This is a genomic window from Janthinobacterium sp. OK676 (assembly GCF_900103595.1).
GTDB lineage: Bacteria > Pseudomonadota > Gammaproteobacteria > Burkholderiales > Burkholderiaceae_D > Janthinobacterium.
This window is the reverse complement of sequence record NZ_FNHA01000002.1, coordinates 165280-179221: the sequence shown is the minus strand read 5'-3', so window position 1 is coordinate 179221 and position 13942 is coordinate 165280. Positions and strand designations below refer to the sequence as shown.

The following is a 13942-nucleotide window of genomic DNA, read 5'->3' as shown; positions in this document are numbered from 1 at the left end:
TTTGCAGCAAGACCGTTCTACCCTCGATCAACTACTCATTAAAACTGACGACCCATGGCATACGATCACGAAGAACAAGAACAACTGGCAACCCTCAAGGCCTGGTGGCAGCGCAATGGCAATCTGACCTCCTGGGTCCTGATCGTGGCGCTGGCAGGCTACAGCGGCTGGGCCGGCTGGCAGTACTACCAGCGCACGCAGGCTGCGCAAGCGGGCCAGCTGTACGACGAACTGCAAAACGCCATCGCCGCCAAGGACACGGCCAAGGTGATGCGCGCGGCCGGCGACATGCAGTCGCGTTTCAGCGGCACGGCGTATGCGCAGATGAGCGCCCTGGCCGCGGCCAAGGTGGCGTTCGACGCGAACGACCTGAAAACGGCCAAGACTCAATTGCAATGGGTTGCCGAGCATGGCACGGAAGAGTACAAAGCCATCGCCAAGCTGCGTCTGGCCGGCGTCCTGCTGGATGAAAAAGCCTACGATGAAGCGCTGAAAGTGCTGGCAACGGCTTCCGTGGCGCAATTTGCCGGCGCCGTGGCCGACCGCAAGGGCGACATCCTGGTGGCGCAAAACAAGCTGGCCGATGCCCGCACGGCTTACCTGGCCGCGATAGCCGCGACGGACAAGAACAATCCAGGCCGTCAACTGATCCAGGTCAAACTGGAAGCGATCGGCGGTACGGTGCCGGAAGACAAGGCCAAGGCCGACAAGGCTGCCGCCTGACAGGAACACTGATGGTTGTGCGGCGCGGCGTTGTACGCCGCCTGCCTTGCCCTTACAAGTACAAGAAAAAGGTTGGATAACACTTATGCGTGTCACTGAAAAGCTGGTAGCTGCAAGTCTGTTGGCCCTGATGGCAGGTTGCTCGTCCTGGAACCCGTTCGCTTCGAAGGATCCGAAAGTCGAGCCGGCCAAGCTGGTCGAGTTAAAATCGAGCATCGCCGTGCGCGACGCCTGGAAGTATTCGATCGGCAAGGCGGGCGTGTACGCGTTCACGCCTGCGCTGGCCGGCAGCAGCCTGTACGTGGTCAGCGCCGATGGCGCGCTGGCGCGCCTCGATGCGGCCAGCGGCCGTGAAACGTGGCGCGTCAAGGTTGGCAGCGACATCACGTCCGGCGCCGGCAGCGATGGCACGGTCGTGGCCGTTGGTGCGGCCAAGGGCGCCGTGCTGGCATTCGATGCCGATGGCAAGCAACTGTGGAAGGCGCAAGCGTCCAGCGAAGTATTGACGGCGCCCGTCGTGGGGCAGGGCGTGGTCGTCGTGCGCAGCGTCGACAACCGCATCGTCGGCTTCGACGCCAAGACGGGCGAGCGCAAGTGGACGGTGCAGCGCGCCACGCCGGCATTGACCCTGCGCAATGCGCCGGGCATGGTGCTGGGCGGCGCGAACATCTACGTGGCCCAGCCTGGCGGCAAGCTGCTGGCGCTGACGGCGGCCACCGGTGTGGTACGCTGGGAGATCGTCGTCAGCGAACCGCGCGGCGCCACCGAACTCGAGCGCGTCTCCGATATCGCCGGCGCGCCGGTGGTGTACGAAGGCGAAGTATGCGCCGTCACCTACCAGGGCAAGGCGGGCTGCTTCGACGCCGCCACGGGCGTGCCGCGCTGGGCCAAGCCGATCTCGTCCGATGTGGGCGTGGCCGTCGACCAGCGTTTCGTGTTTGTCGCCGATGACCAGGGCGGCGTGGTGGCATTCAGCCGCGAAGGCGGCCAGAGCGCCTGGAAGAACGAGGCGCTGGCGCGCCGCCGCCTGTCGACGCCGGCCTCCTACGGCCGCAGCGTCGCCGTCGGCGATTATCAAGGTTACATCCACTTCCTGTCACGGGAAGATGGCGCATTAATAGGTCGTGTCAGCACCGACGGCAGCCCGATTGTTTCGGCTCCCGTTGTTGCCGGTTCGAATTTGATTTTTCAAACCCAATCAGGGACAGTGACCGCTCTCGCGGTCGAGTAATACAATGAAGCCGGTAATTGCACTAGTAGGTCGACCCAATGTTGGGAAATCGACTTTATTCAATCGTCTGACCCGCTCGCGCGATGCGCTGGTGGCGGATTTGCCTGGGTTGACGCGCGATCGTCACTATGGCGAAGGCCGTGTCGGCGAACGTCCCTTCCTCGTCATTGATACGGGTGGTTTCGAACCCGTCGCCAAGGAAGGCATCATGCACCAGATGGCACTGCAGACCAAGCAGGCCGTGGCCGAGGCCGACGTGGTGGTGTTCATCGTGGACGGCCGTCAAGGCCTGACCCCGCATGACAAGACCATCGTCGACTTCCTGCGCAAGAGCGGCCGTCCGGTCTTGCTGGTGGTCAATAAAAGCGAAGGCATGCGCTATACGGCCGTCGTGTCCGAATTCTATGAATTGGGCATGGGCGATCCGTATGCGATCTCGTCGGCGCACGGCGACGGCGTCAACGACCTCGTCGAAGTGATGCTGGACCTGGCGTTCGCGCAGCGTCCGGATGAGCCTGAAGAGCTGGAAAAGACCGATCGCGGCATCAAGATCGCCCTCGTCGGCCGTCCGAACGTGGGCAAGTCGACCTTGATCAACACCCTGCTGGGCGAAGAGCGCGTGATCGCCTTCGACATGCCGGGCACGACGCGCGATTCGATCGAAATCCCGTTCGAGCGCGATGGCCAGCAATACACCCTGATCGACACGGCCGGTATCCGCCGCCGGGGCAAGGTGTTCGAAGCGATCGAGAAATTCTCGGTGGTGAAGACGCTGCAGTCGATTTCCGAAGCCAACGTGGTCGTGCTGATGCTCGACGCGCAGCAGGATATCTCGGAGCAGGACGCGCACATCGCCGGCTTCATCCTGGAATCGGGCCGCGCGCTGGTCGTGGCCGTGAATAAATGGGATGGCTTGCAATCGCACCAGCGCGACGAAATCAAGATCGATATCGACCGCAAGCTCGATTTCCTGTCGTTCGCGCAGATGCATTTCATTTCGGCGCTGAAGGGCACCAACATCGGTCCGCTGATGAAGTCGCTCAACGCCGCGTATGCGGCCGCCATGTGCGACCTGTCGACGCCGAAGCTGACGCGCGCCCTGATCGAGGCCGTGGAGAAGCAGGAGCCGCGCCGCAAGGGGTCGATCCGTCCGAAGCTGCGCTATGCCCACCAGGGCGGCATGAACCCGCCTGTGATCGTTATTCACGGCAATGCGCTCGACGCCGTCGGCGACCCGTACAAGCGCTATCTGGAAAAACATTTCCGCGATACGTTTGCGCTGGTCGGCACGCCATTGCGCATCGAGCTGCGCACGGGTAAAAACCCGTTTGCACGCACGCCAAGCAAGTAATGTTTTAAATGCTGAATTAAGTGCATATTAAGGCGCCGCGGAGATAATGCGGCGCCGACAGCGATTTAATGGCTGTTTGCACGAAAATAATAAAGTGTTAATGCGCCATGCGCGACAGCGATCGCGAAAACAGGTTACAGTAGCTATGACGCATCTTTCTTTATTTGAAAGGTGTGAGAGCACTTGAAATCAAGCGAGTCGCCTCCAATTCTTACACAACAACATAAACAACGGAGCTGTTATGAGCAACAAAGGGCAACTGTTACAAGACCCATTCCTCAATGCATTACGCAAAGAGCATGTTCCTGTCTCGATCTACCTGGTCAATGGCATTAAATTGCAGGGCCATATCGAATCGTTCGATCAATATGTCGTATTGCTGCGCAATACGGTGACCCAGATGGTGTACAAGCATGCCATCTCGACAGTGGTGCCGGCCCGTGCCGTCAATCTCAATATTGAATCTGAAGCGGAGTAAAGCGTTGAGCTTGACGGCCCAGCGCCTTTCACCGTCCATCGCCCCCGTCCGCAGCAGCGGCGCTGATGCGTTTGCATCGGCGTCGGCGTTCGCCGCAACTCATCAGATGCCATCATGCGCGCGGCACTAGTCGGGGTTGACTTTGGTCACAGCGACTTCGCCGCCAGCATGGAGGAACTCATGCTGTTGTCGCGTTCGGCTGGCGCGGACCCGATTTCCACCATCACGGCCAAGCGTTCCAGTCCCGATTCCGCGTATTTCGTCGGCAGCGGCAAGGCCGATGAAATTGGCGACGTCGTCGTCAATGATGGCCTGGAAATCGTCATCTTCAACCACGCCCTCTCGCCTGCCCAGCAGCGCAATCTGGAAAAGCGCCTGAATGTGCGGGTGCTCGACCGTACCAGCCTGATTCTCGACATCTTCGCGCAGCGCGCCAAGAGCCACGAGGGCAAGCTGCAAGTCGAGCTGGCCCAGCTGCAGCATCTGGCCACGCGCCTGATCCGCGGCTGGACCCACCTTGAGCGGCAAAAGGGCGGTATCGGCTTGCGCGGCCCCGGCGAGACGCAGCTCGAGACCGACCGCCGGCTGATCGGCGAGCGCGTCAAGGCCTTGCGCGCGCGTCTGGAAAAGCTGCACAAGCAGCGCGAAACGCAGCGCCGCGCGCGCGGCCGCAATCACACATTTTCGGTGTCCCTGGTCGGCTATACCAATGCCGGCAAGTCGACCCTGTTCAATGCCGTGACCAAGGCCGGCGTGTATGTCGCCGACCAGTTGTTCGCCACGCTCGACACCACCTCGCGCCGGGTTTACCTGGGCCAGGAAGTGGGCAACGTGGTGATCTCCGACACGGTCGGCTTCGTGCGCGAGTTGCCGCATCAGCTGGTGGCCGCCTTCCGCGCCACGCTCGAAGAAACCATCCATGCCGATTTGCTGCTGCACGTCGTCGACGCCGCGTCGCCGGTGCGCATGGAGCAGATCGAGCAGGTCAACCTGGTCTTGAAAGAGATCGGCGCCGATCATATTCCGCAAATCCTCGTGTGGAACAAGATCGATGCGGTCGGGCTGGAGCCTTCGGTGGAGCGCGACGAATATGCTACGATCAGTCGCGTGTTCGTCAGTGCGCAGAAGGGCAGCGGGCTCGACCTGCTGCGCGATGCGATCGTCGAGATGGCCAGGAAGGCGCCCGGTTCGGCCCACCTGTATCAGAACGACGAAGCATCGCAGGAAGATCAGTTTGACGGTCAGTACGACCAGCACGATGGCGCCGCCCCGGACCAGGACGAAGAGCCTGGCGAGGACGATAGGATTTCCACCCACTCCCAAGTCGGAACACGATAGTTATGCTTGTCTCCCTACTCAAAAAAACAGGCTTGAAGTTGTCCCTGAACGATCCCCGCTGGGGCAATCGCAAGGACGACGGCAAGAAAGCCCAAGAAGGCAAAAAGCCCGGCGAAGGTCCGCCGGACCTCGATCAGTTGTGGCGCGATTTCAATCAGCGCCTGAACGCCTTTTTCGGACAGAAGAACCGTCCCGACAACGGTGGCAATAACAACGGTGGCGGAGGTGGTCCGCGTCCCGACATGAAGGGCGCAGGCATCACCGCCGGCGTGGTCGGCGTGATCGCCGTCTTCATCTGGCTCGCCAGCGGCGCCTTCATCGTGCAGGAGGGCCAGAACGGCGTCGTGCTGACGTTCGGCAAGTACAGCCACACCACGCCGGCCGGTTTCAACTGGCGCTGGCCGTACCCGTTCCAGACCGACGAAACCGTCAACGTGTCGCAGGTGCGCACGGTGGAAGTGGGCTACCGCCAGTCGCTGCGTAACAAGCAGGCCAGCGAATCGCTGATGCTGACGGACGATGAAAACATCATCGACATCCAGTTCGCGGTGCAGTACACCCTGAAAGATCCCGTGGCCTGGCTGTTCAACACGCGCGACCAGGAAGACACCTTGCGCCAGGTCGCCGAAACGGCGATCCGCGAAGTCGTCGGCCGCAGCAAGATGGACTTCGTGCTGTACGAAGGCCGCGAAAAGGTGGCCTACGATACGCAGCAGCTGATGCAGCAGATTCTCGACCGCTACAAGGTCGGCGCCGTCATCACCAACGTGACGATGCAGGCCGTGCAGCCGCCGGAGCAGGTGCAAGCCGCCTTCGACGATGCCGTCAAGGCAGGCCAGGATCGCGAACGCCAGAAGAATGAAGGCCAGGCCTACGCCAACGACGTCATTCCGAAAGCCCGCGGCGCCGCATTCCGCCTGATGGAGGAAGCCGCAGCGTACAGCGCGCTGGTGACCGAGAACGCGGCCGGTAATGCTTCGCGCTTCAAGCAGGTGCTGGTCGAGTACCAGAAGGCGCCGGTCGTCACGCGCGACCGCATGTACCTCGAAACGATGCAGCAGGTGTTCAGCAGTGCCAGCAAGGTCATGGTCGACGCGAAGACGGGCAGCAATCTGCTGTACCTGCCGCTCGACAAGCTGATCGCCCAGACGGCCGCTACCGATGCTGCCGCTGCCGCCGCCCGTGCTGCCGCGACACCCGCAGCCAACACCGTTTTGCCACAGGAAGCCATGCCGACAGTAGAAGTCAATCAGCGCCGCGACAGCCGCTCTTCGCGTGAACGGGAGAGCCGCTAATGAACCGTATCGTAGCCGCCCTGATCGCGGGCTTTATCGCGATCATGCTCTTGTCCTCGACCGTGTTCGTGGTCGACCAGCGTAAGTATGCGGTCGTCTTCGCCCTCGGCGAAGTCAAGGAAGTCATCAGCACGCCGGGTCTGTACTTCAAGCTGCCGCCGCCGTTCCAGAACGTGCTGTACCTGGACAAGCGCATCCTGACTTTGGACACGCCGGAACCGGAACGCTTCATCACGGCCGAGAAGAAGAACATCCTCGTCGACGCCTACGTGAAATGGCGCATCGCCGACCCGCGCCTGTATTTCCGCAGCTTCGGCGGCGATGAGAAGCCGGCCCGCAACCGCATGTCGCAAATCGTCAAGGCGGCGCTGAACGATGAAATCACCAAGCGCACCGTGCGCGAAGTGATCTCGGGCCAGCGCGGCAAGGTGATGGAAGCGATCCTGGCGAAGGTGTCGGCGGAAGCGAAGGCCATCGGCGTGGAAATCGTCGACGTGCGATTGAAACGCGTCGACTATGTCGAGCAGATCAACAACTCCGTGTACGAGCGCATGAAGTCCGAGCGCGTGCGCGTGGCCAACGAGCTGCGTTCGACCGGTTCGGCCGACTCCGAGAAAATCCGCGCCGACGCCGACAAGCAGCGCACGGTGATCCTGGCCGAAGCGTACCGCGAAGCCGAGAAGATCCGCGGCGAGGGCGACGCCAAGGCATCGCAGATCTACGCGGAAGCGTTTGGCCGGAATCCGGAGTTCTACAAGTTCTATCGCAGCCTGGAAGCCTACCGCGCTACGTTCAAGGACAAGGGCGACGTGATGGTGGTCGATCCGAGTTCGGAGTTCTTCAAGTACTTCAAGGGCGGCGGCGCAGCCGGTTCGGCCAAGAAGTAAGGCAGCATCGAAACTGCCCCCGGCCGCGAGGACGGGGAACAGCATGAGCGGGGCCGGTGTCATTGCCGGCCCCGTTTTTTTGTGCCCGCCGGGCTGTTGCGGGAAGGTGGAAAATGCGGTGTTTTTAGGGCTGTGCGGCAGCGTTTCGGACAACTTATCCCTAAAGGCCCGTGTTTTCGCGTAAAATATCAGGTTCGGCCTCTTGCCTGGCGCGCCCGCCGCTGCCTCGCATGATGCATTTTTTCAACTTTCTTCCGTATCTCGCTCCCTCATGCCGAATTGGCTTTTGCCCGAAAATATTGCCGATGTTCTGCCGTCGGAAGCGCGCAAGATCGAAGAGCTGCGCCGCCTCATGCTGGATAATTTCCGTCTGTACGGATATGAACTGGTGATGCCGCCGCTGCTCGAGTATCTGGAATCGCTGATGACCGGCGCTGGCAAGGATACCGACCTGCGCACGTTCAAACTGGTCGACCAGCTGTCTGGCCGCATGCTCGGCCTGCGCGCCGACATGACGACGCAAGTGGCGCGCATCGACGCCCACCTGCTGAACCGTGCCACCGTGACCCGCCTGTGCTACGCTGGCAGCGTGCTGCATACCCGTCCGTCGGGTTTGCACGCCACCCGCGAGCCGCTGCAGATCGGCGCCGAAATCTATGGCCACGCCGGCCTGGAAGCCGATGCCGAGATCCAGGAACTGGCGCTCGCCTCGCTGGCGCTGGCCGGTTTTGACAGCGTCCGCCTGGATTTGTCGCACGTCGGCCTGTTGCGCGCTATCATTGCGCAAGACGCCGCCGCCGTGCGCGACGAAGCTGCGCTGTACACCCTGCTGCGCGCGAAAGATGCGCCGGGCCTGCGCGCCCTGACCGCATCCTACGATGCCGTCACGCGCGATGCGCTCTTGGCCTTGCCGAACCTGTATGGCGACATCGACGTGCTGGCGCGTGCGCGCGAAGTGCTGCCGCCGCTGCCGGGCGTGCTGAAGGCGCTGGCCGAACTGGCCGCGCTGGCAGGATCCGCTATGGGCCGCGCCGAAGTGGCGATCGACCTGGCCGACCTGCGCGGCTACCAATATGAAAGTGGCGCGATGTTTGCGCTGTATGTACCTGGCTTGCCGAACGCGGTTGCGCGCGGCGGCCGTTATGACCACGTCGGCGAAGCGTTCGGCCGGGCACGTCCCGCGACCGGCTTCTCGCTCGATTTGCGCGAACTGGCGCGCTTGTTGCCAACGGCGGAACGGAAGCATTCGATCCGCGCCCCATGGGGCAGCGCGCCAGAATTGAAGGAAAAAATCGCCGAGTTGCGCAAGGCGGGCGAGGTCGTGATCCAGAGTATGCCGGGTCACAGTAATGAACAAGACGAGTTCGAGTGCGATCGCGTGCTGGTACTTGCCGATAATGGTAGTAGCTGGATTCTTAAAAACTTAGGTTAAGTGATGTCAAAGAAAATTATGGCAAAGAACGTCGTTGTCATCGGCACCCAATGGGGCGATGAAGGTAAAGGCAAGATCGTCGACTGGTTGACCGATCACGCCCAGGGTGTGGTGCGCTTCCAGGGCGGCCACAATGCAGGCCACACGCTGGTCATCGGCGGCGTCAAAACCGCGCTGCAGCTGATCCCGTCGGGCATCATGCGTCCAGGCGTCGCCTGCTACATCGGTAACGGCGTGGTCGTTTCCGTGCCGGACGTGTTGCGCGAAATCGACAAGCTCGAAGCCGTCGGCGTCGAAGTCGCCTCGCGCCTGAAAGTGTCGGACGCGGCGCCCGTGATCCTGCCTTACCACACCGCGATCGACCTGGCGCGTGAAGCCAAGCGTGGCGATGCAAAGATCGGCACCACAGGCAAGGGCATCGGCCCGGCCTACGAAGACAAAGTGGCGCGCCGCGCGATCCGTATCGCCGACCTGCTGAACGAGAAGCGCTTTGCCGAAAAGCTGGCCGAAAACCTCGATTACCACAACTTCGTGCTGGAAAACTACCTGAAGGCGCCGAAGGTCGACTATCAGAAGACCCTCGACGACGCGCTGGCCTATGTGCCGCGCCTGCGTCCGATGGTGACCGACGTGTCGAGCGCGCTGTACAAGGCGCACAAGGCCGGCGCGAACCTGCTGTTCGAAGGCGCGCAGGGTTCCCTGCTCGACGTCGACCACGGCACCTACCCGTTCGTCACCTCGTCGAACTGCGTGGCCGGCAATGCCGCCGCCGGTTCGGGTGTCGGTCCTGGCATGCTGCACTACATCATGGGCATCACCAAGGCTTACACGACGCGCGTCGGTTCCGGCCCGTTCCCTTCGGAACTGCCAACGGATGCGGGCGTCGGCCACCACCTGGCGCAAGTCGGCCACGAATTCGGCACCGTGACGGGCCGTGCCCGCCGCTGCGGCTGGTTCGACGCCGCCTTGCTGCGCCGCTCTGTGCAGATCAACGGCGTGACGGGCATGTGCCTGACCAAGCTGGATGTGCTGGACGGTATCGAAACGCTGAAGCTGTGCACCGGCTACACCATCGACGGCGTGGCCACGGACATCTTCCCATCTGGCGCCGAAGAAGCCGCCCGTTGCGTGCCGGTGTACGAAGAGATGCCAGGCTGGACGGAAAGCACGGTCGGCGCGAAATCGCTGGCGGCCCTGCCGGCAACGGCCCGCGCTTACATCAAGCGCATCGAAGAACTGGTCGGCGTACCGGTGGACATGGTTTCGACCGGTCCGGATCGTGAAGAAACGATCGTGCTGCGCCACCCATTCGAATAAGCTGCTGGACACAATCCGCCGCAAGGCGGATTTTTTTAATCACGCTAATAATAAGATTCCACTATCATGACTACCCCACAATCGAACGATCAACACCTCTGGGTCAACTGGGAAGAATACCACCGCCTGATCGAGCGCCTGGCGCTCAAGGTCTACGAATCGGGCTGGAAATTCGACCAGGTATTGTGCCTGGCGCGCGGCGGCGTGCGTCCCGGCGACGTCTTCTCGCGCATTTTTGACTTGCCGTTGGCCATCCTGTCGACCAGCTCCTACCGCGAAGACGCGGGCACGGTGCGCGGCGACCTCGATATCGCCAAGTACATGACCATGACCAAGGGCCCGCTGGCCGGCCGCATCCTGCTGGTCGACGACCTGGCCGATTCGGGTGTCACCCTGGACAAGGTCACGCGTCACCTGAAGGAAAACTTCCCTGACGTGACCGAAGTCAAGTCGGCCGTGATCTGGCTGAAGGGCTGCTCCGTCGTGCGTCCCGACTACTTCCTCGACGAACTGCCGCACAATCCGTGGATCCATCAGCCATTCGAAGACTACGATGGCCTGCGTCCCCACCAGCTGGCGGCGTGGATCAAGAAGGGCGAAGCAGGCAAGTAATTGCGTGCGCACTTGCAAAAAAAAGACGATCGTGTATCGTCTTTTTTTTCGTCCAAGGAAATGCGATGACCATACTCACGACGGCGCGCCTGCGCCTGGAACCGATCACGGAAAACCACTATGAGCGCATGCGCACGCTCAACACCGACCCCGAGGTGATGACCTATCTGAACGCGGGCCAGCCCGAGACGGAAGAGGACACGCGCGCGGGCGTCACGCGCGTCACCGGCCGCTGGGCCGAGTGGGGTTATTCGTGGTGGGCGCTGATACGCCTCGATGATGGCGAGATGGTGGGCATGGCCTGCCTGCAGCATCTCGATGGCGACAAGAGCAAGCCGCATGAAATCGGCTGGCGCCTGGCCCGCACGGGCTGGGGCCAGGGCTATGCCAGCGAAGCGGCGGCCGCCATCGTCGCGCATGCCTTCGACGTCGTCGGTGCGCCCGAAGTGGTGGCCGTGGCCCACCCGGACAATGCGGCATCGATCAAGGTCATGACGCGCCTGGGCATGCAATACGCGGGCATGGAGCGCCATTACGATATCGACAGCGTCGTGTACCGGCTGGCGCGCCCATGACGGCAACGCGCAAGCCCCTGAAGCTGGGCTGCGCCTACGGCGTGCGGTTTTCGCCCGATGGCGCGCGTCTGGCCGTGCTGGGGCGCGATCTGGCGCTGTGGGACGTGACGGCGCGCCAGAAGCTGTGGCGCGGCAAATTCATCGCCCATTGTTCCAGCATGGCGTTTTCGCCCGACGGCGGCCGGCTGGCCATCAAGAGCACGACTGGCCAGATGGCCGTGGTGGATGCCCGGGCGGGCCAGCTGCTCGTGAACTTCCAGAACAAGAAGGATGGCGAAGGCTGCGGCCCCGCGTGGTCGCCGTGCGGCCGATATCTGGCCGACGGCGGCTGGGATGGCCTCCTGCGCGTGCGCGACGCGCAGACGGGCGACCTGCTGTTCACGCAGGCGCACCCGGGCGAGATGCTGCGCGCAATCTACGCCATCGATGGCGGGCGGCGTTTGCTGGTCCTGCACGGCGTCAAATCGGTGGACGAGGGGCAGGTGCAGCCGCCCGACTACTGCAGCGTGTGGGACTGGCCATTGCAAGCGGGAGGCGGCCGCGTGCTGCTGTCGCTGCCCAAGCTGGCATCGTGCGCCCCATCGCCCGATGGTGAGCGCCTGGCCGTGCTGCATTACGCGCACGGCGAGGAGTATCTGTCCGTGCAGGCGATGGACGATGGCCGCTGTCTGGCCACGGTACTAGTGGAAGCGGGCGGCGGCACGGGCGACGCCTTGCGCTGGCTGCCCGACGGCAGCGCGCTGGGACGCATCGGCAAGGGCAAGCTGCTGTTCTACGCCTGGCCGGGTCTAGGCGTCCTGGCGCAGGAAGATTTTACCTATCCGTGCGCGCTGGACTTTTTGCCTGGCTTGCCATTGGCCGCCATCGGTTCCTGGGAATCTGGCATGCTGATGGATCTGAACGTTCACAAGGAAACCGCATGATCACCTGTTACCTGCGTTACATCATCGACCCGTACAAATTGCGGGAATTCGAAGCCTACGGCAAGCTGTGGATACCGCTGGTCGAACGCTTCGGCGGCCAGCACCACGGCTACTTTTTGCCGTCCGAGGGCGCCAGCAACGTCGCGCTGGCCATGTTCTCGTTCCCCAGCCTGGCCCTGTACGAGCAGTACCGCAGCGATTCGATGCAGGACGCCGAATGCCAGGCCGCTTTCCGCTACGCCGAAGAGACGCGCTGCATCGTCAGCTACGAGCGCAGTTTCTTCCGCCCCGTGTTTGCCTGAACGGGGTCAATCGCGCTGCGGCCCGCCCGCCGCCTAACTCAGGTTTGCCAGGTAGCGCAATCCCGTGATGCTGGGGAAGAAGCAATACACGCCGCCGCGCGTGATGACGCTGCGCGAAAAATGCTGCAGTTTCGTATTGCCGCTGCCCTTGGGGCCCACGCCGGGCAGGGTGAAGGAACTGACGGCCGGGTCGTTGATACCCAGGAACACGTCCTGGCCGCTGATGTTGAGCGTGGCATTGCCCGCTTCGGGACCGGCCGGGCCGACGGCCGCTTTGACGAAGGTAGCGTCATCGTTCCATTGCTGCATCAGGAATTCGAACTGGTTGCGCAGATTCGCATTGATGAAATAGCCGACCAGTCCCCGCCGTTCCGTGGTGGGCGAGGCAGGATCGTATTCGCTGCCATAGGGCATGGCGCGCCGCACGATGCGGTGGTTGCGGGCCGAGGTGCCCACGACGCCTTCGTCGCGCGGATTGTTGCGCCGGATATGCGCGCCGATCGGGCATTTCAGGCCCAGCGTGTCGTCCTTTTCCGACTGCGCATCGACGTAGTGGAAGTGGTTCAGGCTGGCGTCCGGCAGCACGGGACCCGGTTCGTCCGGTGCGAGCACGAGCGGATTGCCGTTGCGCCAGCGTCCGCACATCTTGGCGGCCACCATTTCGGTGCTGAGCCCGGAACTGGCCGCGCCCTGGCTCAATATACTGTCGAACAGGGGCACGTCCTGCTCCAGGATGCGGAAGGCGGCATAGCTGCCGTTGGTGGACAGTTGCGGCGGCTGCACCTGGTAGGTGCCGCCGTTTTCATTCGGATAGCCGAGCAGGAATTCCCCCGTCTTGACGCTGTTGAGCGGGTCCGGGTCGTATTCGTGCTCGTGCTTGCGCGGCGGGGCGCCATCGACGTCGGGCTGGGCGATATTGTCGCGGTAGCCGAAATGCACGCGGTTGCCTGGCAGGGCCACGCCGTCGTGCGCATACAGTTCACGCCAGCCGGCGGCAAAGGCGCCACGCAGCGTGGCCGACGTTGCCTGCAGCACCACCTCCGATTCGCTGACCCACAGGCTCAGCATCGCATGCACGTGGCCAGCTGTGGTGGCCGGTCCCAGGTTGCCGAGCCAGTGTTCCGGGCCGCTGTCGCCCACGTCGCCCACGGCGGCGACGCTGGCCGGATCGGCCGCGCCCCGCTGGAATGCCTGGTCAAAGGTGGCCAGGTCGGCCGCGGCCACTCCCAGCGCGGACAGGCCGGGAGCGGTAAAACTGAGATTGACGAAGCAGGGCGGCTTGGGGTGAATATGGCGCGCGGTGGTGATCGATGGCAGCCCGTCGCTGCCGTCGAGCAGGGCCGCGATGGTGCGCCGCGCCTGCGCCGCATCCGTGATGCTGAAGATGAAATGGCGCGCCAGGTTGACGCGGTAGCCGCGCAGGATCGTGCCTTGCACGTCGTCGTAATCGATGATGGGATCGGCCATGCTGTCTCTCC

14 protein-coding genes are annotated in these 13942 nt (G+C 62.8%); 13 read left to right on the top strand and 1 reads right to left on the bottom strand.

The features are described 5' to 3' along the window. Window positions 1–54 precede the first annotated feature (54 nt). The 13 genes from BLU39_RS04450 (at window position 55) to BLU39_RS04390 (ending at window position 12464) form a co-directional block, all read left to right on the top strand. Complete coding sequence (locus BLU39_RS04450) at window positions 55–723, top strand: YfgM family protein (RefSeq protein WP_092710303.1); 669 nt, start codon at window positions 55–57, stop codon at window positions 721–723. An 85-nt stretch (window positions 724–808) separates the two neighbouring features. After that, window positions 809–1954: an outer membrane protein assembly factor BamB gene (gene bamB, locus BLU39_RS04445; protein WP_092710301.1), complete on the top strand. Its 1146-nt coding sequence runs from the start codon at window positions 809–811 to the stop codon at window positions 1952–1954. Window positions 1955–1958: 4 nt separating this feature from the next. Continuing rightward, window positions 1959–3305: a ribosome biogenesis GTPase Der gene (gene der, locus BLU39_RS04440; RefSeq protein WP_070221915.1), complete on the top strand. Its 1347-nt coding sequence runs from the start codon at window positions 1959–1961 to the stop codon at window positions 3303–3305. Between the two features lie 241 nt (window positions 3306–3546). Continuing rightward, window positions 3547–3783: an RNA chaperone Hfq gene (gene hfq, locus BLU39_RS04435; RefSeq protein ID WP_008450615.1), complete on the top strand. Its 237-nt coding sequence runs from the start codon at window positions 3547–3549 to the stop codon at window positions 3781–3783. A gap of 114 nt (window positions 3784–3897) precedes the next feature. Then, window positions 3898–5121 (top strand): GTPase HflX, encoded by a 1224-nt coding sequence (hflX, locus tag BLU39_RS04430; protein ID WP_092710298.1) that lies wholly within the window; start codon window positions 3898–3900, stop codon window positions 5119–5121. Window positions 5122–5123: 2 nt separating this feature from the next. Continuing rightward, complete coding sequence (hflK, locus tag BLU39_RS04425; protein ID WP_092710295.1) at window positions 5124–6416, top strand: FtsH protease activity modulator HflK; 1293 nt, start codon at window positions 5124–5126, stop codon at window positions 6414–6416. Further along, window positions 6416–7303, top strand: a complete 888-nt coding sequence (gene hflC / locus BLU39_RS04420; RefSeq protein WP_034789029.1) for a protease modulator HflC — start codon at window positions 6416–6418, stop codon at window positions 7301–7303. Before hflK ends, hflC begins: the two co-directional genes overlap by 1 nt. Before the next feature lie 271 nt (window positions 7304–7574). After that, window positions 7575–8735 carry an ATP phosphoribosyltransferase regulatory subunit gene (locus BLU39_RS04415; RefSeq protein WP_092710292.1) on the top strand — a complete coding sequence of 387 codons (1161 nt, stop codon included), beginning with the start codon at window positions 7575–7577 and terminating at the stop codon, window positions 8733–8735. Between the two features lie 3 nt (window positions 8736–8738). After that, window positions 8739–10052 (top strand): adenylosuccinate synthase, encoded by a 1314-nt coding sequence (locus BLU39_RS04410; RefSeq protein WP_034752021.1) that lies wholly within the window; start codon window positions 8739–8741, stop codon window positions 10050–10052. 66 nt (window positions 10053–10118) lie between these two features. After that, window positions 10119–10664 (top strand): phosphoribosyltransferase, encoded by a 546-nt coding sequence (locus BLU39_RS04405; protein ID WP_034752020.1) that lies wholly within the window; start codon window positions 10119–10121, stop codon window positions 10662–10664. 65 nt (window positions 10665–10729) lie between these two features. Beyond that, window positions 10730–11239, top strand: a complete 510-nt coding sequence (locus BLU39_RS04400) for a GNAT family N-acetyltransferase (RefSeq protein ID WP_092710290.1) — start codon at window positions 10730–10732, stop codon at window positions 11237–11239. Continuing rightward, window positions 11236–12162, top strand: a complete 927-nt coding sequence (locus BLU39_RS04395) for a WD40 repeat domain-containing protein (RefSeq protein WP_092710287.1) — start codon at window positions 11236–11238, stop codon at window positions 12160–12162. Before BLU39_RS04400 ends, BLU39_RS04395 begins: the two co-directional genes overlap by 4 nt. After that, a complete protein-coding gene (locus tag BLU39_RS04390) occupies window positions 12159–12464 on the top strand; it encodes an NIPSNAP family protein (RefSeq protein ID WP_034752016.1) in 306 nt (101 codons plus the stop codon). The genes BLU39_RS04395 and BLU39_RS04390 overlap by 4 nt, the downstream gene beginning before the upstream one ends. Window positions 12465–12497: 33 nt before the next feature. Here BLU39_RS04390 and BLU39_RS04385 read toward each other — a convergent pair whose 3' ends face one another. Continuing rightward, the gene (locus tag BLU39_RS04385; RefSeq protein WP_092710284.1) at window positions 12498–13931 is read right to left on the bottom strand and encodes a Dyp-type peroxidase; all 1434 of its coding nucleotides are present in this window, start codon (window positions 13929–13931) and stop codon (window positions 12498–12500) included. Between the last annotated feature and the right edge of the window lie 11 nt (window positions 13932–13942).